Annotated in this window: 18 protein-coding genes; 10 read left to right on the plus strand and 8 right to left on the minus strand. The window is 36.1% G+C overall.

What is annotated here, in order from left to right; translation table 11 throughout:
• Position 1: 1 nt before the first annotated feature.
• The 5 genes from EV144_RS15950 to fucP all read left to right on the plus strand — a co-directional run bounded on the left by EV144_RS15950 (position 2) and on the right by fucP (position 5,544).
• A complete protein-coding gene (locus EV144_RS15950) occupies positions 2 to 1,141 on the plus strand; it encodes a CaiB/BaiF CoA transferase family protein (protein ID WP_134150165.1) in 1,140 nt (379 codons plus the stop codon).
• Positions 1,141 to 2,367 carry an ABC transporter substrate-binding protein gene (locus tag EV144_RS15955; protein ID WP_134150166.1) on the plus strand — a complete coding sequence of 409 codons (1,227 nt, stop codon included), beginning with the start codon at positions 1,141 to 1,143 and terminating at the stop codon, positions 2,365 to 2,367. The genes EV144_RS15950 and EV144_RS15955 overlap by 1 nt, the downstream gene beginning before the upstream one ends.
• Positions 2,368 to 2,435: 68 nt before the next feature.
• The gene (locus tag EV144_RS15960) at positions 2,436 to 3,509 is read left to right on the plus strand and encodes a Gfo/Idh/MocA family protein (protein ID WP_134150167.1); all 1,074 of its coding nucleotides are present in this window, start codon (positions 2,436 to 2,438) and stop codon (positions 3,507 to 3,509) included.
• Between the two features lie 90 nt (positions 3,510 to 3,599).
• A complete protein-coding gene (locus tag EV144_RS15965; RefSeq protein WP_243854686.1) occupies positions 3,600 to 4,088 on the plus strand; it encodes a MaoC/PaaZ C-terminal domain-containing protein in 489 nt (162 codons plus the stop codon).
• A 151-nt stretch (positions 4,089 to 4,239) separates the two neighbouring features.
• A complete protein-coding gene (gene fucP / locus EV144_RS15970) occupies positions 4,240 to 5,544 on the plus strand; it encodes an L-fucose:H+ symporter permease (protein WP_134150168.1) in 1,305 nt (434 codons plus the stop codon).
• Positions 5,545 to 5,762: 218 nt separating this feature from the next.
• Here the strand turns inward: fucP and EV144_RS15975 are convergent, their stop codons facing one another.
• The gene (locus tag EV144_RS15975; RefSeq protein WP_134150169.1) at positions 5,763 to 8,207 is read right to left on the minus strand and encodes a glycoside hydrolase family 3 N-terminal domain-containing protein; all 2,445 of its coding nucleotides are present in this window, start codon (positions 8,205 to 8,207) and stop codon (positions 5,763 to 5,765) included.
• 288 nt (positions 8,208 to 8,495) lie between these two features.
• Here EV144_RS15975 and EV144_RS15980 point away from each other — a divergent pair, with 288 nt between their 5' ends.
• Positions 8,496 to 9,242, plus strand: coding sequence for an NUDIX hydrolase (locus tag EV144_RS15980; RefSeq protein ID WP_134150397.1), 747 nt, complete (start codon positions 8,496 to 8,498; stop codon positions 9,240 to 9,242).
• A gap of 304 nt (positions 9,243 to 9,546) precedes the next feature.
• Here EV144_RS15980 and EV144_RS15985 read toward each other — a convergent pair whose 3' ends face one another.
• From EV144_RS15985 to EV144_RS16000, 4 genes are all read right to left on the minus strand, one after another.
• Positions 9,547 to 10,035 carry a hypothetical protein gene (locus EV144_RS15985; RefSeq protein WP_134150170.1) on the minus strand — a complete coding sequence of 163 codons (489 nt, stop codon included), beginning with the start codon at positions 10,033 to 10,035 and terminating at the stop codon, positions 9,547 to 9,549.
• Positions 10,036 to 10,167: 132 nt separating this feature from the next.
• Entirely contained in the window at positions 10,168 to 11,571 is a 1,404-nt protein-coding gene (locus EV144_RS15990; RefSeq protein ID WP_134150171.1) for an efflux transporter outer membrane subunit, read from the minus strand.
• Between the two features lie 18 nt (positions 11,572 to 11,589).
• The gene (locus tag EV144_RS15995) at positions 11,590 to 14,757 is read right to left on the minus strand and encodes an efflux RND transporter permease subunit (RefSeq protein WP_134150172.1); all 3,168 of its coding nucleotides are present in this window, start codon (positions 14,755 to 14,757) and stop codon (positions 11,590 to 11,592) included.
• 9 nt (positions 14,758 to 14,766) lie between these two features.
• The gene (locus EV144_RS16000) at positions 14,767 to 15,927 is read right to left on the minus strand and encodes an efflux RND transporter periplasmic adaptor subunit (protein WP_134150173.1); all 1,161 of its coding nucleotides are present in this window, start codon (positions 15,925 to 15,927) and stop codon (positions 14,767 to 14,769) included.
• 262 nt (positions 15,928 to 16,189) lie between these two features.
• Here EV144_RS16000 and EV144_RS16005 point away from each other — a divergent pair, with 262 nt between their 5' ends.
• From EV144_RS16005 to EV144_RS16020, 4 genes are all read left to right on the plus strand, one after another.
• Complete coding sequence (locus tag EV144_RS16005) at positions 16,190 to 17,239, plus strand: sensor histidine kinase (protein ID WP_134150174.1); 1,050 nt, start codon at positions 16,190 to 16,192, stop codon at positions 17,237 to 17,239.
• Positions 17,236 to 17,967: a LytR/AlgR family response regulator transcription factor gene (locus tag EV144_RS16010; protein WP_134150175.1), complete on the plus strand. Its 732-nt coding sequence runs from the start codon at positions 17,236 to 17,238 to the stop codon at positions 17,965 to 17,967. The genes EV144_RS16005 and EV144_RS16010 overlap by 4 nt, the downstream gene beginning before the upstream one ends.
• A 12-nt stretch (positions 17,968 to 17,979) precedes the next feature.
• The gene (locus EV144_RS16015) at positions 17,980 to 18,273 is read left to right on the plus strand and encodes a DUF3861 family protein (RefSeq protein ID WP_134150176.1); all 294 of its coding nucleotides are present in this window, start codon (positions 17,980 to 17,982) and stop codon (positions 18,271 to 18,273) included.
• Between the two features lie 536 nt (positions 18,274 to 18,809).
• Positions 18,810 to 20,039 carry a PQQ-dependent sugar dehydrogenase gene (locus EV144_RS16020; protein ID WP_134150177.1) on the plus strand — a complete coding sequence of 410 codons (1,230 nt, stop codon included), beginning with the start codon at positions 18,810 to 18,812 and terminating at the stop codon, positions 20,037 to 20,039.
• Between the two features lie 73 nt (positions 20,040 to 20,112).
• Here the strand turns inward: EV144_RS16020 and EV144_RS16025 are convergent, their stop codons facing one another.
• The 3 genes from EV144_RS16025 to EV144_RS16035 form a co-directional block, all read right to left on the minus strand.
• On the minus strand, positions 20,113 to 20,730 hold the full coding sequence (locus EV144_RS16025) for a thioredoxin family protein (RefSeq protein ID WP_134150178.1): 618 nt from the start codon (positions 20,728 to 20,730) through the stop codon (positions 20,113 to 20,115).
• Between the two features lie 3 nt (positions 20,731 to 20,733).
• On the minus strand, positions 20,734 to 21,213 hold the full coding sequence (locus tag EV144_RS16030; RefSeq protein ID WP_134150179.1) for a TlpA family protein disulfide reductase: 480 nt from the start codon (positions 21,211 to 21,213) through the stop codon (positions 20,734 to 20,736).
• 108 nt (positions 21,214 to 21,321) lie between these two features.
• On the minus strand, positions 21,322 to 21,825 hold the full coding sequence (locus tag EV144_RS16035; RefSeq protein ID WP_134150180.1) for a CinA family protein: 504 nt from the start codon (positions 21,823 to 21,825) through the stop codon (positions 21,322 to 21,324).
• Positions 21,826 to 21,972: the final 147 nt, after the last annotated feature.

The following is a 21,972-nucleotide window of genomic DNA, read 5'->3' on the forward strand; positions in this document are numbered from 1 at the left end:
AGTGAAACCATTAGAAGATTATTTAATTATAGATTTCAGCCAGTTTCTTTCTGGACCGTCTGCGAGTCTGCGTTTGGCAGATTTGGGCGCGCGCGTTATAAAAATTGAGAAACCGGGAACGGGCGATATATGCCGTACTTTATATACTTCTGATTTGATTATGAACGGAGAATCTTCTGTATTTCATACCATTAACAGAAATAAAGAATCCTTCGCTATAGATTTTAAACAACCGGAGAAACTTCAAAAATTAAAAAAAATATTGGCCAAAGCCGATGTTGTGATGCATAATTTCAGACCCGGAGTTATGGAGCGCATTGGTTTAAGTTATGAAGAAGTAAAAACCATAAATCCAACGGTTATTTATGGTTCGATTTCTGGTTTTGGCAACCATCCTGATCTTAAAGATTTACCGGGACAGGATTTATTATTACAATCTCTCACCGCTTTAACCTGGTTAAGCGGTAATCAGGAAGATGGTCCTGTACCAATGGGATTATCCATTGTAGATATGCTTGCGGGCGCTCATTTGGCGCAGGGAATTTTGGCTGCTTTATATAGAAAAGCGACTCAAAATATTGGAGGTACAATCGAAGTGAGTATGCTGGAATCTGCTTTTGATTTTCAGTTTGAAACTATTACGACATTTTTTAATGATGGCGGCGAACTTCCTGTACGAACAAAAACCAATAATGCACATGCCTATTTGGGTGCGCCTTACGGAATTTATCAAACTAAAAACGGTTATTTAGCATTGGCAATGGGATCGATTCCAGTTTTGGCTTCACTTTTAAAATGTGATGCTTTGCTGGCTTTTCCAGAAAATAAATTTACGCTTAGAGACGAAATTAAAAATATATTGGCTTCTCATTTACAGACTCAGGAAACACAATTCTGGCTGGATATTTTAGAACCCGCAGACATTTGGTGCGCTGGAGTTTTAAACTACGAACAACTTTTTGCTTCAGATGGCTTTAAGGTTTTAGAGTTTACACAGCAAGTGCAAATGATTGATGGCTACTCTTATAAAACAACGCGCTGCCCGATTAAAATTGATGGTGAATATTTAACTTCAAGTAAAGGTTCGCCAAAATTAGGTCAGGACAACGAACGAATTATTAAAGAATTTATTGACTGCTGATGGAAAAATTTAGAATCGCCGTTAGAAAATTCGATCCTTTCGAAAGTACACTGCAAAAGCTGTGGGATGCTTTCTGCCTAAAATACAATATTTCAATTGCCGTAGAAATGATTCCGTACGAATTGCATAATCTTTATGTAGAAACGATTGCAAAGAAAGGGCTTCAAAACGGGACTTGGGATATTGCACATCTTAATACAGATTGGATTTTTGATGCTGCAAACGAAAAAGCGGTTCTCGATTTAACTTCATTAATCAATCAAAATCCACCGGAAAATTATCCTGACGGATGGCATAAATCTTTACTGCATTTACAGCAGATTAATAACGGAACTTTCGGACTTCCGTTTCATGACGGGCCTGAATGTCTGATTTTTAGAAAAGATTTATTTGAAAATTCCATTGAAAAAGAAAATTTCAAAAAGCAATTTGGTTACGAACTTCATCCTCCTAAAACCTGGGAAGAATTTATGCAGATTGCCACATTTTTTAATAGACCTGACGAAAATTTATACGGTTGCGTTTTTGCCAATTTTCCAGACGGTCATAATATGGTTTTCGATTTCTGCCTACAATTATGGACGCGTGGCGGTTCTTTATTAAACGAAAACAATCAAATTTACATTCATCATAATAAAGCAGTTCAGGCTTTAGATTTTTACAGGAAAATTGTAAATAACAACAAAGCGGTTCATCCAAAATCTAAAAAATTTGGTTCTGTAGAAGCTGGTTTGGCTTTCGCCGAAGGACAAGCAGCAATGGCAATCAATTGGTTTGGATTTGCATCGATGTGCGAAGTGATTGAGGAATCTAAAGTAAAAGGCAAAGTTGATATCGCTGAATTACCGCACGATAAAAACCATAATACGGCTTCTCTAAATGTGTATTGGCTCTACACAATTGGTTCTGGAAGTAAACATCAAAAACTGGCTTACGACTTTTTGAGATTTGCAACTTCTGCAGAAAGCGATAAATTATTAACGACAGAAGGCGGCATTGGATGCAGAAAATCAACTTGGAATGATGCTGAAATCAATACATTAATTCCATATTATCATAAATTAGAAATGCTGCATGAAAATGCGCTGACTTTACCACAGACTCCAATTTGGCCAAAGGTTGCTGAATTAATAGATCAAATGGTTTTGAAAGCAATTGAAACCGAAGTTTCGTCTGAAACACTTTTAAAAGAAACACAAAAAGCGATTACAAAATTAACGAGTTGAAGCGCAAAAACCTTTGTCAAATTTTAAAACTTTGACAAAGGTGCACGAACTCAAAAAACATATATAAAATGAATATTCCATACAAACCTTTACTGCCCGAAACAGTCCAGCCGATTATTATTATCGGTGCAAGCGGTATCGTAAAAGATGCTCATTTACCAGCTTACGAAATGGCTGGTTTTTCTGTTTTTGGCATTACCAACAGAACGATTTCTAAAGCGTATGATTTGCAGAAACAATTTAAAATTGATCATGTTTTTGAAAATGTTGCCGAAGCGGTAAAACACGCACCAAAAAATGCAGTTTACGACATTACGGTTCTTCCTGATCAATATATTGAAATATTAGAACAATTGCCTGACGGAGCTGCGGTTTTGATTCAGAAACCAATGGGAAATGATTTGGCGCAGGCTAGAGAAATTGTTGAAGTATGTGAACGTAAAAATCTGGTTGCTGCAATTAATTTCCAGCTTCGTTTTTCGTCTTTTGTAAGCGCTGCAAGACATTTGATTAATGAAGGAATTATTGGCGAATTGTACGATCTGGAATTTAAAGTGACGGTAAATACGCCGTGGGAATTGTTTCCGCTGATAAAAGAACATCCTAGATTGGAAATTCTTTTTCATAGTGTGCATTATATCGACTGTATCCGTTCTTTCTTAGGAAATCCAAAAGGTGTTTATGCAAAAACTGCAAAACATCCGCTAAAAAAGTTATCTTCGAGCCGCTCAACAATTATTCTGGATTATGGCGAAGATAAACACGTGGTTATCAATACGAATCACGATCATCATTTTGGTCCTAAACATGAAGAAAGTTACATAAAATGGGAAGGAACAAAAGGCGCGATTAAAGCCAAAATGGGATTATTAATGAATTATCCCGACGGGCTTCCTGATGTGTTTGAATATGCCTTACCAATTACAGAAGGCGGTAATGATTACGAATGGACAAAAGTTGAATTGGAAGGTTCGTGGTTTCCGGAAGCTTTTATTGGCGCAATGTCAAATTTAATGCGTTTTAAAGAAGGTTCGGATAAAGTTTTATCTGCGAGCGTACAAGACGTTTTAGGAACGATGAAAGTTGTCGAAGCGTGTTATATAAGCAACGCAAATGGCGGCATAACACTAGATAAACTATAAAAAAATATTGAACCATATAAGTTATATAAGTTCATTTAATATATTTTGCGTAAAGCTTTTATTAAAGTCAATATAAGACTGAAAAATTAAATGAACTTATATCACTTATATGGTGAACCAAAAAAAAATAAAACTATGTATTTCAAATCGACTTTTTTTGAAGATTATACAATCGACGACAAACGAGTAACTGTAGGCAGAACGATAACAGAAACGGATTTTGTGGTTCATGCCGGACATACGGGAGATTTTTTTCCACATCATATGGATGAAGAATGGTGCAAAACACAGCCTTTTGGACAAAGAATCGCTCACGGAACAATGATTTTCAGTATCGGAATTGGATTAACGGCTTCTGAAATTAATCCTGAAGCTTTTTCCAGAGGTTATGACAAAATGCGTTTTGTAAAACCGGTGCATATTGGCGATACGATTCACTCTGAAATTACTATTTCTGAAAAAGGAGAAGCTAAAAATCCAGAAATGGGCGCTGTTACTGAACATGTTGAGATTATTAACCAACGTGGCGAAGTTGTTTTGGTTTGTGATCATTTACTTTTTGTGAAGAGAAAGGTCTAAGGTTCTGAGTCTATTAGCTTTAAAATAATCTCGCAAAGGCGCGAAGGCGCAAAGTTTTTCTTTTCTATATTTTAAAACTTTGCGATTCTGCGACTTTGCGAGAAACAAAAAAATTAACTTCAAAAAATTAACTTCAAAAAAACTATCAAGAATGCAAATTACAAACCAAACTGGCGATCAGCATGAAGTGCCAACCGAAGGCGGAAACGGTAAACAATATCTTCTGCCTTTTATCTTAATTACGACTTTATTTTTCCTTTGGGGAATGGCGCACAATCTGGATTCTATCCTGATTCCGCATTTAAAAAAGGCCTGCGAACTAAACAATCGCCAATCTACTTTAATTGATACTGCGGTATTCTTTGCTTATTTTGTTATGGCAATTCCGGCGGGAATGCTTATTAAAAGATTTGGTTATAAAAACAGTATAATCACAGGATTGGTTGTTTTTGCATCTGGAGCTTTCTTATTTGTGCCTGCGGCAAATACCAGAACTTACGAATTATTCTTATTTGCTCTTTTTGTAATTGGCTGTGGATTAACCATTCTAGAAACAAGTGCAAATCCGTATGCTGCGATTTTAGGACCTGCAGAATCATCTTCTAAAAGATTAAATCTTGCAGCTTCGTTTAACGGTTTGGCGGCTATGGTTGCGCCAATTGTAGGTTCGTTGTTTATTCTTTCTGGAACTAATCATACTAAAGAACAAATGGCTGCAATGCCAGACGCGACAAGAGCAGCTTATTTACTTGAAGAAGCTGGCGCTGTAAAATTGCCATATATTATTTTAGGAACGGTTTTAATTTTGGTTGCTGTGATCTTTTATTTCATGCATTTACCATCAATGAAACCACAGCATACTGAAGCTGAAATTAAACCGGGCTTTTTCTCTGTTTTAAAATTCAGACACTTAAGCTGGGCAGTTGTAGCGCAGTTCTTTTATGTGGGTGCACAAGTTTGTATCACAAGTTTCTTTATCAGAATCGCACAACAAGGCGCTGGATTAGACGAAAAAACGGCTGGATACTATTTAGGAATTTATGGTTTCTTATTTATGGCTGGACGTTTTATCGGGACTTTCTTTTTACGTTTTGTAAAAGATTATGTATTGCTTTCAATCTACTGCGTAATGAGTGTAATTCTATGCGTTGTAGCTATTTACGGTACAGGAATCGTAGTTATTTATGCACTTGGAGGAATTGGATTCTTTATGTCAATTATGTTTCCAACGATTTTCTCTTTGGGAATTGTAGGTTTAAAATCAAATACTGAAACTGGATCTTCTTGGTTGGTAATGTCTATTGTTGGAGGTGCTATTTTGCCTTATTCAATGGGAACTTTAATCGATATGAACCATGATGATATTCAGTCTGGATATATTATTCCGCTGGTTTGTTTCTTGATCATTCTTTCTTTTGGATTGATTGGACACAAAGTAAAAAACGCTGCAGCATAGTTTTTTGCCACAGATTATATGGATTTAAAAGGATTTTTTTATCTCCATAATCTGCCAAATCTGCGAGAGTAATTTTTTCACGCAGATTTAGCAGATCTGGCAGATTTTTTAATCAGTGAAAATCTTTTTAATCTGTGGCAGAAAAAAACAAATCAAAAAAGCCTTCAAAACTTATGTTTTAGAAGGCTTTTCTTTTTTAACAAATAACTAACCAAATCTTAAGGTTTTAAGTCCGTGAATTTTAAATCAGACTCAAAGGCTTTTTTTACTTTTTCAACAGTCAGTTCATTATCAACAGAAAATGAAGCTGTTTGTTTGATATTTAAAGAGGATGCCCCAACCAAAACTTTATACGTTCCCGCTTCTGCAATCCATGCGCTTTTGCCTTCTAAAAATGAAGCCAAATCTTTTGGAGATAAAGTGAAAGTTAATGTTTGGCTTTCTCCCGGTTTTAATTCTTTTGTTTTACCAAAAGCTTTTAATTCTTCTTTTGGTTTGTCTATAGATTTAGACGGAGCATTTAAATACAATTGAACCACTTCTTTTCCAGCCGTTTTTCCACTGTTTTTTACTGTAACCGAAACCGTTAATTTATCTTTAAAAGTTGAAGAACTTACTTTTATTCCAGAATATGCAAAAGTGGTGTACGAACTTCCGAAACCAAACTCGTAAGAAGGTTTTACATTAAAAGTATTATAATAACGATATCCCACATAAACGCCTTCTTCGTATGTAACTTCTTTCGGATCATTTGCCGGAAGTCCCAACCAATTTTTTGCTGACGGCGTATCTTCATATTTCATTGGGAAAGTCATCGTTAATTTCCCGGACGGATTTACTTTTCCGGAAAAAACATCTGCTACAGAGTTTCCTCCTTCTTGTCCCGGCTGCCATGACAATAAAATTGCATCTACTTTGTCTTTCCAGCTTGCGGTTTCGATAACGCCGCCAATATTCATAATTACAACAACTTTTTTCCCTTTAGCATGAAAAGCTTCAGATACATTGTTGATTAATTCAATTTCATCCTGAGCCAGATTAAAATCGTTATCAACAGTACGATCTCCGCCTTCGCCAGAATTTCTTCCCAAAGTAATTATTGCCAAATCAGATGATGAAGCTTTCTCGTTTACTAAAGATTTATCCAGTTTTAATTCCGGTAATCTTTGCGGTAAAGCCAAAATTCCTTTATTACGACGACTTTCTAATTCTGCTGCTTTTTCTTTTGCTACAAACGGCGTGTACAACGTTTTTAATTCTCCGTCAAGCGGATAACCAGCTTTCGTTAAACCTTCGATTAAAGAAACCGTATAAGCTTCGTTTACGTCGCCGCTTCCAGTTCCTCCAGAAATAAAATCGTAGGATGTCACACCAAAAACTGCTACTTTTCCTTTTTTATTGGTAAAAGGTAAAACGTTTTGATCATTTTTCAGCAAAATCATTCCTTCAGAAGCTGCTTGTCTGGTGATCTGAGCATTTTCTTTTAAGTTAGGTTTATCCGAATATTTATAGTTTTCCATAATCGGAGATTTCAAAACCAATTCTAAAATACGCTGTACATTACTATCTACAGCTTCTTTAGAAAGTTTTCCGTTTTTCATGTTCTCCTCAATCGCTTTTCTTTGCGCAGGAATTCCCGGCATCAACAAATCGTTTCCCGCTTCTAATTGCTGTGTAACATTACTTGAGCCTGCGCTGATAGATTGAAAACCTGCAAATCCGCCAAACCAGTCTGTCATTACAATTCCTTTAAAACCCCATTCTTTACGCAGAATATCTGTCAATAAATCTTTTCTGGCAGAAGTATAAGTTCCGTTGATTAAATTGTACGAAGACATAACCGTCCACGGATCAGATTCTTTTACCGTAATTTCAAAACCTTTCAGATAAATTTCACGCATGGCTCTTTCGCTGATATGTTCGTTAATCGAAAGGCGATTGGTTTCCTGATTGTTTGCTGCAAAATGCTTGATAGAAGTCCCTACTCCATTCGACTGAATTCCTTTTACCATCGCCGACGCAATTTTTCCTGCAACCAACGGATCTTCAGAATAATATTCGAAATTTCTGCCACACAAAGGATTTCTGTGAATGTTTAGCGCCGGAGCCAATAATACATCAACACCATATTCTTTTACTTCATTTCCCATTGCTTTTCCAACAGTCTGAATCAATGCTTCGTTCCAGGTTGAAGCCAAAGCTGTTCCTACCGGAAACGCAGTACAGTAATAGGTATTTTTATCGTTTTCACGAATGGGTTTTATGCGAAGTCCCGCAGGACCATCGGCCACAATTATCGCTGGAATTCCTAAACGTTTGATTTCGTAAGTTCCTCCTGCAGCGCCCGGAACACGTCCTTCTACTGCGCCAACAACGGGAGTTAAACCATCAAAACCGGGCATTCCGGTTCCCATCACAAAATTTGCTTTTTCTTCATCAGTCATTTTTTTGACCAAATCGGCTGCGCGTTCGTGTATAGAAAGACGCGTGTCTTCGTAAATATCGAGTTTTCCATTTTGGTTTAAATCCTTAAATGTAAAACCGTTAATCGTAATTAATTGAGGAACATTTCCGTCATTCGGAACTGTATTCCAAGATAAATTCGAAAGTATCAAAGCGGTCAAAAGAGATACCCGAGCTGTTTTTGTAATGGTGTGTTTCATAGTTGAAGTTTTAAATCCTTTTTAGGAAATGAAAGCTTTAATTCTTTTTAAAAAATATCATTGCTTCATTATGAAGCAATATTAATTACTTTTTTTCATATCAGCAAATAAAACGTTCTTAAATTTCACATAAACCAATGTAAATCAATAACAAATATCAAATTAGCAATACTTTTATCATTTTAATAATAAGAAAATCTTTTCTCAACAGGAATATATCCGAACATTGAATTATTTACATGATATTTAAAATTGAAAAAGATTAAATTTGAAAATAATTACAGCATAATGGAATTCAAAAAATTAATTGAAAAGCGGTCTGAAGAGTATTGGAAAAATTATATTCCGACACTTTCTATTGACTGCGTTATTTTCAGTTTTCACGAAACTACACTTCAGGTTTTGATTCTTAAAATGAAAGAGCAGGACAATTGGGGACTTCCGGGCGGTTACGTAAAAAAGGAAGAGAATGTTGATGAAGCTGCTGTACGTATCTTAAAAGACCGAACTGGAACTGAAAATATCTATCTGCAGCAATTTTATACTTTTGGAAATTTAAAGCGTTCTGAAAGCGCTTTTGAAGATTATAGCGATGCTCTTTGGCACAAACAGCGTTTTGTATCTATTGGGTATTTTGCCTTGGCAGAACATTCGAATGTAAAGATGATTGTTGATGAATATTCTAACTTAGTTGAATGGCACTCTATTGATAATCTTCCGCCTTTTATGATGGATCACAGAACTATTGTCGACAAAGCTTTGATTACGCTTCGCGAACAGGTTAACAATCATCCTATTGGTTATAATCTTCTTCCTGAAAAGTTTACAATGCCGGAACTTCAAAAATTATATGAAATTATTTTGGGCAAAAAACTGAACAGAGGAAATTTCTACAGAAAAATACTTCGCTATGATATTCTGATTAAGCTAGACGAATCACGAAAAGGCGGTGCACACAAAGCTCCAGATTTGTATAGTTTTGATTTAGAAAAATACAATGCTGCTTTAAAAGACGGATTGCAGGGGAACTGGTAATTTTTTAGCCCCGAATTACACGAATTGCACTAATTTATAATATCGTGTATTTCTTTTGCCACAGATTAAAGGATTAAAATATTTTTTTTATCTCCATAATCTGCCAAATCTGCGAGAGTAAATTTTTTCACGCAGATTTAGCAGATCTAGCAGATTTTTCAATCAGTAAAAATCCCTTTAATCTCTGGCAAATAAAAAAAATCGTGCAATTCGTGCAATTCGTGTAATTCGTGTAATTCGTGGCTAAAAAACCATAAAAAAAACGCCTCCAAATTGGAGGCGTTTTTCATCTAACAAATTTTAATTAACGTCTATCATTGCCATGAGAATGGTCGTGATCATTTTTAGAGTTTCCTCTGCCATTTCCTTTTTCGTTGCCATTATTTGATTTATGGCCTTGTGGTCTGGCTTTTTTCTCTGGTTTTGGTCCTCTGTTTTTTTGAGGTTTTCCAACATATCCTTTTGGATATTCAGCTCTGTGTTTTGTATGATAGCTATACGGTTTATCGCCTCTGTAATCGTTTAAAACTACTTTGTAACCTGAATAGAAATCATAATTTCTGTATCTCGCAGGTACTCTTTTTTCGCGTACCCAAACACCATTATTATCGTAGATATACTGACTGTTTGTTACATCATAATAGATATCAATATCTGGTAAATAGTAATATCTGCTGTCATCATATCCTTGTGGTCCCCAGCTTGGAGGTGTGCCAATATTTACATTGACAGAAACTTGTGCATGTGTAAAAACACTTACTAAAAGCACTAAAGCTAATCCTAGTTTTTTCATTTTTTTTCGTAGTTAAGTATTAAATTTGATTTGTATAAATCGAAAATAATACCAAATTTATCGTTAGCATTATACTTTAGACCGAGAGGCAAAACTAATCGACGAAAACCCGATTTTACCCCACTTAAACTTTTATTTCCAGCCTCCGCCTAATGCTCGGTACAAATCAACCAAAGCCTGCAGTTTTTGCAAATTGTCATTGACACCGCTTAATTGTGCTGCCAAAAGATTTTGCTGTGATGTTAATACATCGGTATAATTGGTTGCAGAACTGTATTCTAAAAGCTGCTGCGTAAAATCTACTGCTTTCTCTAAAGATTCTATTTGTTTTGCTCTTGAATCTTGTTTTTCTGCCGCCATTTGATACGCATACAAAGAATTTGAAACTTCCTGACCAGCAACTAAAAGTCTTTGTTGAAAATTATTCAACGCTTGTAATTGTTGTGATTGTGCAGTTGTTAATCTGGCTTTGTTTTGTCCGTGATTAAAAAGTGGCTGCGTTAATCCTCCGATAATCGAATAAAAAATAGAGCGATCAAAGAAGTCTTTTATTTCTAAATTCGAAAAGCCGCCGCTTGCTGTAAGTGTAAGACTTGGATAGAAATAAGTGCGTGCCAGATTGGTACTTTCAAAAGCTACTCTGAAATTAAATTCGGCCTGACGTACATCCGGGCGATTTTGTAATAATTGAGAAGGCATACCAATTGCAATATTATCCGGAACTGCCTGCTCGCCCAAAACCCCTCTGTCGATTGGTCCCGGAGCTTGTCCCATTAAAATATTCAAAGCGTTTTCGGTTTCACGAATGCTTTGCTTTAAATCCGGAATTAAAACTTCGGCAGCATAACGATTGGCTTCACTTTGTACTACAGCGGCGCCGGTTACGATTGCTCCTTCTTTTAAATCTTTTATCGTTTCAACATTTTTGATACGGGTTTCTAATGTTTGTTTTGTTATTTCTAACTGCTTATCAAAAGCCAGTAACAAGAAATAATTGTTGGCAATATCAGAAATCAATTGTGTCTGTACGGCTTGTTTTGCAGCATCTGTTGCCAGATAAGATGCTAAAGCAGATCTTTTAGAACTGCTTAATTTTCCCCAGATATCAGCTTCCCAAGAGGTACTTAAACCTAATTTATAAGTCGTAGTTAAGGTATTGATATTGATTCCTGCCGGAAAATTAAGTCCTGCTTCTGATTGTTTGGTACGCGTAACGCTGGCATCCAAATTTAAGGTTGGATAATACGCTAACTTACTTTGACGTAATGTGGCGCGCGCCTGAACGATATTTTCTATCGCATTCTTCAGGTTTAGATTCTGATCGATTCCTTTCTGAATTAAGGCATTTAGTTTCGGATCTTTAAAAACAGTCTGCCACGGCATATCTGCAATTGTCGTAGAATCTGTCGACGTTTCATCGCGATAAAGTTTATCTGTAGAAACCGTTGTGGGACGCTCGTACTTTTTAACTGCACACGCACTCAAAAGTACGCTTGCGGTTACTATAAGTATATATTTATTTGAACTATGAGTCATCTTTTTTTAATTAAATTATTACTCTTTATGAGCTTCTATTAGCATTACTTCCTCGTCATCATCACCGTCATCGTAACCATCTTTGGCCGGACCGCTTATTCTTTCTTGTAAAGTCTGGAAAACGATAAACAATACCGGAATAACAAAAACTCCTAAAACAGTTCCGATTAACATTCCGCCTACAGCTCCAGTACCAATAGATTTATTACCAACAGCTCCTGCGCCAGACGCAAACATTAAAGGCACAAGTCCTAAAATAAAAGCAAAAGAGGTCATTAAAATTGGTCGTAAACGTGCTACTGCTCCGCTTACTGCAGCTTCTACAATTGCCATTCCTTTACGTCTTCTTTCGAGGGCAAATTCTACAATCAAAATACCGTTCTTCGCCAAAAGTCCGATAAGCATGATTAGGGAAATCTGCAGGTAAATATTACTGTTTAATTTGAATATAATCGAGAACAAATACGCTCCTGCCAATCCAAAAGGAATCGAGAATAATACAGCAAATGGTAAAATATAACTTTCGTATTGTGCACTCAATAAGAAGTAAACAAACACAAGACATAATATAAAGATGAAAACAGTTTCACTTCCCGAAGCCAATTCCTCACGCGTTAATCCAGAGAATTCATAGCCATAACCAGCAGGAAGATCTTCTGCAGCAACTTCCTGAATGGCTTTGATGGCGTCTCCTGAACTATACCCCGGATTTGGAGCTCCGGTTATAGAGATAGAAGAGAAAAGGTTAAATCTTGAAATAGATTCTGGCCCAAAAACTCTGGTCATTTTTACAAACTCTGTAATTGGAGCCATGGTTCCCGAACTGTTTCTAACGAAGATTTTATTAAGTCCTTCTGTATTGGCACGAAATTCTGGTGCAGCCTGAATCATAACACGGTATTGTTTTCCGAATTTATTAAAGTTCGAAGCGTATAATCCACCATAATAACCCTGCATCGTAGAAAGAATTGTATTTACAGAAACACCTGCATCTTTGGCTTTTGCCAGATTAACATCCATCATATATTGAGGGAAACCCGGATTAAAAGGAGTTGTTGCATATTGAATTTCAGGACGTTTAGACAACTTATCTAAAAACTCTGTATTAACCTTAAAGAATTCAGCCGTTGTGTGCCCGCCTTTATCCTGCAATTGAAATTCAAATCCACCACTTTGTCCAAATCCCTGAATGGTTGGAGGCGAAATAAAGAAGATGTTAGCTTCGCGAATGCCGCTTGTTTTGGCAAAAAGCTGTCCGATAACATCATTTACACTTAAATCACGTTTGTCCCATGTTTCTAGTTTTACAATAACCATACTGTAGGCACTTCCCGCTCCAGCGGTAAAGTTCTGCCCTACAATACGAAGCGTGTTTTTTACACCCGGAATTGTATTGGCAATACTATCCACTTGTTTGGCGATTTTATCAGAACGCTCCATAGAAGCCGATGGCGGTAAACTAATATTGGCGAAAACTGTTCCCTGATCTTCCGCAGGAACGAAAGCTGAAGGCGTAGTTTTCATCATATAAAATAACGATGCACCAGCAATAATAATAGCTGCCAAAACAATCCATTTTTTAACGGAAAGAAATTGAACCGAACGTTTGTATTTGCCTGTTACATTATCAAATGCAACGTTGAATGACGTATAAAATCTCTGGATAAAACTTTTATGTTTATGATCGTCAGCATGAGGTTTTAAAAGCAAAGCACATAATGCAGGGCTCAAAGTCAAGGCATTAACTGCCGAAAGAATAATCGCAACCGCTAATGTAATACCAAATTGTTTGTAGAAAACCCCTGTAGATCCATTAATAAAAGTTACCGGAATAAATACGGCCGCCATTACAAGTGTGATCGAAATAATCGCTCCGGAAATTTCGTCCATCGCATCAATTGTTGCTTTTTTAGACGATTTATAACCGTGATCGAGTTTGGCATGCACAGCCTCGACGACGACAATCGCATCATCGACCACAATACCAATCGCTAATACCAATGCAAAAAGCGTTAATAAGTTGATTGTAAACCCGAATAAACTCAGGAAGAAAAACGTTCCTACAATCGCAACGGGAACGGCAATTGCCGGAATTAAGGTAGATCTAAAATCCTGAAGGAATATAAATACAACGATAAAAACCAAAATAAAGGCTTCGATCAAAGTATGGATTACTTTTTCGATAGAAGCATCTAAGTTTTCGTTAACGTCAACCAGTAATGTATATTTTACTCCTTTTGGGAAATTTTTTGCTGCTTCTTCAATTAGTTTTTTAGAATTATTAATTACATCACGCGCATTAGATCCCGGCGTCTGGCTGATCGCCATCGCTGCAGATTCTACACCGTTTGTTTTAATAGTTGCTGCATAACTAAGCGATCCTAATTCTACTTTGGCAACATCTTTCAATCGTAACATTTGTCCGTTTCCGACCGATTTAATGATGATATCACCAAATTCCTTGTCGCTTGTTAAACGTCCTTTGTATTTAATTACGTATTGAAAAGACTGATTTCCGTTTTCACCAAATTTACCTGGTGCCGCTTCTATATTTTGTTCTGCCAAAGCAGCCGATATATCGCTCGGAATCAGTTTGTATTGCTGCATAACATCTGGTTTCAGCCAGATTCTCATCGAGTAATCTTTTGCTCCAAAAACCGTTACATCTCCTACCCCAACAACACGCTGGATTTGCGGTACAAGATTGATCTTAGCATAATTTTGAAGGAAAGTCTGATCGTATGCTTTATCATCACTATATAAAGAGAAAATCAATAAGTTACTACTCTGACTTTTTGTAACTGTTACCCCAGCCTGAGTTACCTCTACAGGCAATAAACTTGTTGCTCTGGAAACCCTGTTCTGAACGTTTACCGCTGCTAAATCGGGGTTTGTTCCTACTTTAAAGAAAATCTTAATAGAAGCATTTCCATCATTTGTTGCTGTAGAAGTCATGTACGTCATGTTTTCTACACCGTTGATTTGCTCTTCTAACGGAATTACAATACTTTTAAGTACTACATCGGCATTTGCTCCGGTATAACTTGCCGAAACGTTTACTGTTGGCGGCGCGATATCCGGATATTGAGAAATAGGAAGCTCAACCAAGCCTAAAACTCCTAAGATGACAATAATAACCGATATTACTGTCGAAAGTACAGGTCTTTGTATGAATATTTTAAACATTTTTTTCTTTTATTTTAAGTCAGCGTAAACCGTTTCTGCACTCACATTAGTAGCCTTAATTTCAGATCCGTCTTTAAGTGAAGCTACTCCTTCTAAAACAATTTGATCACCAGGTTTTAAGCCGCTTGTCACAACATAATAATTACCCGCAGTATTTTCAAGTTTCGTAATATTCACATTTTTTGTTTTTCCGTCTTTTCCTACTGTCACTGCAAAAATTTTATCCTGCAATTCGAATGTAGCGCTTTGAGGAACTAATATTCCGTCTTTTACTTCTTTCGGAATTCGCACTGTTGTACTGCTTCCGCTTCTGATAATTCCTTTTGGATTAGGGAAACGTGCTCTAATATTTACAGTACCAGTTTCGGTATTAATTAATCCGTTTACAGTTTCAATATGACCTTTTTGATCATATTCTGAACCGTCTGAAAGTAATAATGAAACGGCTGGCATTTTTTTGATTTTTTGTGCCAAAGATGCGCCTTCATTTTCCTGTGTAAGGTTAAGAAGCATTTTTTCATTCAATGCAAAATAAGCGTATACATTTCCGATGCTAGAAACAGTTGTCATTGGCTCAGCTGTTGCAGAACCTACCAAACTTCCTAAACGGAAAGGTATAGAACCTACAACACCATTTACAGGACTTGTTACGGTAGTGTAACCTAAGTTAACTTTGGCGTTTACCAAAGCTGCATTTGCTTGCGCTAAACTTGCCATTGCAGACTCATACGTATATTGAGCAGATTCTAAATCGTATTTGCTGATAATTCCTTTTTCTACCAATGGTCGCACTTTATTTACAGCCAGTTTTGCTGTACTTACTTGTGCCTGAGCGCTTTTTATACTTGCAGAAGCCGTACGAACTTGCTGCTCGTATTCTGGTGCGCTAATTTTAAATAAAGGCTGCCCCGCTTTTACAACGGCACCTTCATCTACATATATTTTATCGATATAACCTTCTACTCTTGGTCGGATTTCTATATTTTCCTGTCCCTGAATACTTGCCGGATAATCTGTGTTTAAAGTTGCAGATTGCGACTGTAAAGTCAAAGTTTTATATTCCTTAACTTGCGGTGCTCCTCCGGCCTGTGCCGATTTATCATCTTTTTTACCGCATGAAGCGATTACAATTGATGCTGCGAGAATGCTTAAAAATGATTGCTTATTCATTGTAAAAATGTGTAATTATCGATTATATACTGACAAAATAAATAAAATAAAAGGTACGATTTTTTTTCAATAGACGAACAGCAAAACACAATCGATAGAGATAACTTAATATCCGATGGAATTTTAGATGTATTAAACGAGTGTTTAATTTTTGTCTCATCGGCTCTAAAATGCTCTTTAAGGATTGTGATTCTATGTTGAGCGATTGGTTTAAAATCGTATTCAAATAAAATGTAATATTGCCTTTAAATCCTATTTTATAATGGCACCAAATTTTTTCAGACCCTACTTATTTGCCGGACTTCACATTCTTGGCTGGTTGTTATTGGGGTTTATTATGTTGTTTTATATTCCCTTAACCTGGAAGGTTGTACTTCCTGATGTTTTTTGGCTTTGGCAGATTATTGTTTTGGTCTTATTGATTGGTTTGTTTTATTCTAATGCCAAAATAGTCGTTCCAAAAACCATTATTAAAAACAATACTTCTCCTTATCTGGCGTGGGCTTTTTTAATGATTGTTGTCATGCAGGTTATTGCTTATTTTTATTCTTCTCAAACCGATGTTCATACCAAAGTAAGTGCCGTTTTAGGCTTTACCAAATACAGAAATCCGTATTTCGATAATTATGTTTTAATGCTCACTTTGTTGGTTTTAGGTATCAGTACGAGTTGGTCTATGTTGCAATACTGGCAGAAAGCAGCACAGCACAAACAGAAACTGGAGCAAGACAAAACAATGGCAGAACTTGCCATGTTGAAAGCACAGATCAATCCGCATTTTTTCTTTAATTCACTTAATAGTATTTATTCGCTTACATATTCTAACATAGAAGATTCCAGAAATGCACTGCATACTTTGAGTCGCATGATGCGTTATTTATTGTACAGCACAGAAGGCGAACGTACTACTTTATTGAAAGAAGTAGAATTTTTAAAAGACTTTATTGCGCTAATGAAACTTCGCGCCAACAGCAAATTAACGATTACTACAGAAATTCCCGAAAAACTGCAAGATTATCCTATTGTACCGATGTTATTATTACCTTTAGTAGAAAATGCTTTTAAACATGGCGTAAATGCAACAGAGAAAAGCGAAATTATTATCAAATTAGAACAAGATGATGCCAATCTTAAATTTGGCGTAATCAATACTTTCTTCGAAAAAACCGCAAACTCTGAACCGGGTGGAATTGGTTTAACGAATACAAAACGCAGATTACAGCTTATTTATCCTCACAAACATTCTATAGAATGTGGTATTAATGAAGAAGGGAAATATGAAGTAAACCTGCAAATAACTTTAGAACAATGACCGTATTAAAATGTATTGCAGTAGACGATGAACCTTTAGCTTTAAAACTGGTAGAAACTTTTATTGCGCAGACTCCTTTTCTGGAATTGTCCTGCAGCTGCGATAATGCTGTAGATGCAATGAGTCTGATTCGGGAAAAACAACCGGATATTGTTTTTTTAGACATTAATATGCCCAATTTAACGGGTATGGAATTGGCGAGACTTTTACAGGAACAGCCGGGACCGCTGCCTAAAATTATTTTTACAACAGCCTACAATCATTATGCTATTGAAGGTTACAAAGTAAATGCCGTAGATTATCTTTTAAAACCTTTTAGCTACGAAGAATTTCTACGCGCTGCAAATAAAGTGCTGCAACTTTCTGAAGAAGCATCCAATCAGATTCAATCCGTTACTGCAGATGATGAATTTATCTTTTTGAAGGTAGAATATCAATGGGTTAGAATTTCGCTGAAAGACATTTTATACATTGAAAGTTTAAAAGATTATGTAAAAGTGCATCTCGAAGATTCTCAAAAAGCTTTACTTTCTTTAATCTCTTTAAAAGCATTAGAAGAAAAACTGCCATCCTCCAAATTTATGCGCGTTCACCGTTCGTTTATTGTTTCATTAGATAAAATAAATGCGATCAGTAAAAACTCGATTTTTATTAATAAAACCGAAATTACAGTTGGCGAACAATACAAAGAAACCTTTAAGACCATTGTAGATAAATGGTTGAAATAAAAAATTAGTATCATGGAAAAAAGAGCCAATAAATACCATTTAAAATTAGCACTTACACAATATGCCAACGGTGAAACTGAACCTGCAAAAGAGCTGGAAATTGATTTTACCAATCATGACGAAATATTCGAAATTATCGAAAGAATGAAAAATAAAGGTCTTTTTGAAGATCCGTCAGAAGCCATTCAGTTTGCTTTGGGACTTAAATTATTTGGCGAAATCAAATTGAAATACCGCAAAAATCCACTTTTTGACGAAATAAATGAAGCGTTTCCTGTTTTTATGAAAAAACTGAAAAGCTTGTAAAATTGCTGCACTGATTTATTGGAGGCAATTATTTTAACACATAGAAACATAGTTTTATGCACTAAAAAAGGCGTTTCACTTAGTTGCAATTCACATAGCTTCTATGTGTGAGAAATAAATTTCTTTTTTATATCTCTTTTAGATTAAAACCTATGTTTCTATGTGTTAAAATCTTTTTTGAAATAACACCCCACGAATTTAAATTTACTTCACTACGTAATATACGAAAAAGAAATTCAATAAAAAAACAATAATAATATTCTTACGTACAATATTATACAATAAACCTTCGTTCAAATTAAAGCATACCACTAAGTAAATGTCAATTAGCTTTTTTTCTAAGAAATAGAAAATTCAGCAACTTTTGTAAATGACTAAAGAATTCTTAGCGGAATTACATTGATAGAAAATTGAACGTAAATAATATATAAAGAAACCTAAAGCTCGTTTTTTAAGCGGGTTATTTTTACAGCAATCTTCTGCTTCGGTGTGGTTAATAATTAAAAAAACATTTCTAACCCTAAATTGAAAGCATTATGATGATTCAAAAAAGCATTTATCTACTTACCTGTATTTTAGCATTAAGCAGCTGTTCTAACAACGATTCAATAGGTACTGATCCCGATGTTGGCACTGTAGGAAATCCAGTAGAAACGAATCCGGCAAACAGTTCTTACACTCCTGCCTTTGCCGGACAAACCAGAGCCGGAAGTATTCAGACTACAACAGAATACGAAGTTAAAATCCTTACTAGCAACCTTGCGTCTCCGTGGGGCGTAGCGAGCCTTCCTGACGGTCGCCTTTTGGTAACCGAAAAAGCAGGAAAAATGAGAATTGTTACTCAAGCCGGAGTTGTTAGCAACGCCATTACCGGAATTCCAACCGTAAATCCTGCAGATCAGGGAGGTTTACTCGGTTTGTGTATCGATCCTAATTTTGCCACAAACCGAATGATTTATTGGGTATTTTCTGAAGCCGTTGCAGGAGGTAATATCACCGCTGTCGCGAAAGGAAGACTGGCAGATAACGAAGCCACAATAGAAAACGCCACTGTAATTTATCGTTCTAATACGCCAAACAGCAGTACATTACATTATGGAGGACGCGTTTTATTTGATAAAAACGGAAATCTTTTTGTGAGTATCGGTGAACGTTCTGTATTGCAAACACGTCCGCTTGCACAATCTGTAAGCAGTAGTTTAGGAAAAGTTGTCCGCATTACAACCGGCGGTCAGCCTGCATCCGGAAATCCTGTTTTTACAGGAGCCGGAGCTTTACCAGAACTTTATAGTATGGGGCACAGAAATCCGCAAGGATTGGCTGTACATCCTACAACGGGAGAACTTTGGCAAAGTGAGCACGGCCCAAGAGGCGGTGACGAAATTAACCGAATTACGCCCGGAGCAAATTACGGATGGCCGACAATTACGTACGGAATTGAATATAGCGGCGAAAAAGTTGGAGCCGGAATTCAGCAGCAAACCGGATTAGAACAACCTGTATATTATTGGGATCCTGTGGTATCGCCAAGCGGTATGACTTTTTATAAAGGAAACCGAATCAAAGAATGGGAAAACAATCTCTTTATAGGCTCTTTGAGTGGTATGCACATTGTACGTCTGGCATTTAAAGACAACAAAGTTGCAGGAGAAGAAAGATTATTGGCCAGCGAAGGCCAGCGTTTTAGAGATATTACGCAAGGAAAAGACGAAGCATTATACGCCGTAACCGATCAAGGAAGACTTTATCGAATCGATAAAAAGTAAGCTTGTTCACATACATGCACGAAAAACGCCCCAAATTATTGGGGCGTTTTGTATTTTTAAAAACAATAAAAAATTATGCTTTCGCTTTTCTTTTTACGGTACAGCCAATTTCTTTTGTTGCCGTTACCGTTGGTTTCTGATTGCTTTTTAATGCTGCAATTACATCTTCGGCATATTTTGTTTTTTCGGTTTTAGTGCCTTCAGGATCATTGTCTATTGCGCCTACATATTCTACCACATTTCCTTTGGCAGTTTTAGACACAATAAATAAATGCGGCGTATGCTTTGCCCCGTATTGATCGGTAATCAATTGTCCCTGATCGAATAAATAAGGGAATGAATATTTTTTAGACTTTGCCAATTCCTGCATTTTATCAAAGCTATCTGCTTTAGAAGCTTCCGGATCATTTGGGTTTATGGCAATTACCGGATATCCTTGTGGTTTAAATTTCTTATCCAGTTCCATAATTCTTTGTTCGTACGCCACTGCATAAGGACAAGTGTTGCAGGTAAAAACTACAATATAACCTTTTGCTTTTGGAAAACTCTCAAAAGATACTTCTTTGTTATCTACATTTTTAAGTTTAAAATCTGGTGCAGTATCGCCAGCTTTAAGTGTTGTCGTCTGTGTCTGTGCCTGAGCCAGAAAGGCAGTAAATGCCAGGACTAATTGAAGGATTATTTTTTTCATTGTTTACAGTTTTTTATATTCAGTTAATAATTGTTCGTAGGTAAATTCATTTTCGGCAAATTTTCGTTTATCGCCTTTGATGAAGATTGTTGCGGGAATACTTCCTGACCAGGACGGTTCTATTCTATCTATATATTCCTGCGGATTGCTTTCGTTAAGAAGAAATACTTGACTTTTCATATTTTTTCTTTTTACGAATGGAATTACACCAGAATTTAATTTGGATTTAAAATCAACTGAAACCAATAGAACTGCCAGTTTTTCTGATTTGTGTTCCTGATTCAGACGTTCAAAATGCGGCAATTCTTTTATACACGGCGCGCACCAAGTTGCCCAAAAGTTGACAACGTATGTACTGTCTTTTCCGTTTTGTATTCTTTCTTTCAATTGATCTACGGTAAGTAGTTTTACGTTCTGACTGTAAGAGTCCAGTGACAAAGATAAGAATAGGAAAAGAGCAATTTTAGAAACTATACTTTTCATAATACAATAAAACGGCAGAATGCCTTTAATTTATAAATGCTTATCACAAATATAAACTAATGAATCGCCGCTTTTTGTTAATAAAAGTTTAATGCTTTAAATTGTAATTTAGTTTTCGGGAAGGTTTTTATCCTCCTTTTGAACTTCATACAAAAGTAAATCTGCAATATGATCGATCGCCTGATTGATAATACTTTCGGCATCTCCTGTAAATTGAAAACGCTTTGCAATTTCATAATCAGAAAAAACAATGTGTACAAATATTGTCCCTATGGGTTTAGTCGGACTTTCACTTCCGCCCGGAGTTGTTAATCCGGTTAAGGCTACACAAATATCCGATTTTACATAGCGATAGAAATTCTCTGCCATTAATTTGGTTACAATGGCAGATTCTGCAGTGTGTTTTTCTATAGTGCCGGGAGAAATGGACAATAAATCTTCTTTCATCGAATGGTGATAACAAACCATTCCTCCTATTAAGATTTGTCCGGAATTTATAACGGTAGAAAATTCGTAATTCATTTTTCCTGCCGATGCACTTTCTACAAAAGTAATCGTCAATTTTTTTTCTATTAATGCCTCACAACAGGCAGTAACTTTATCAGAAGCCATAATGTTTTGAAGTTAAAATTAATTTCTATTAAAATTAAAACTATACTGGCTAAACGAATTTACACAATTCCGCACGAAGCTTATATTATAAATAACTGATAATTATAGAACTACAAACTGTATTTGTATAAAATTTAAAACTGGGTC

The sequence above is a fragment of the Flavobacterium sp. 270 genome (genome assembly GCF_004368785.1).
In the GTDB taxonomy this organism is placed as follows: domain Bacteria; phylum Bacteroidota; class Bacteroidia; order Flavobacteriales; family Flavobacteriaceae; genus Flavobacterium.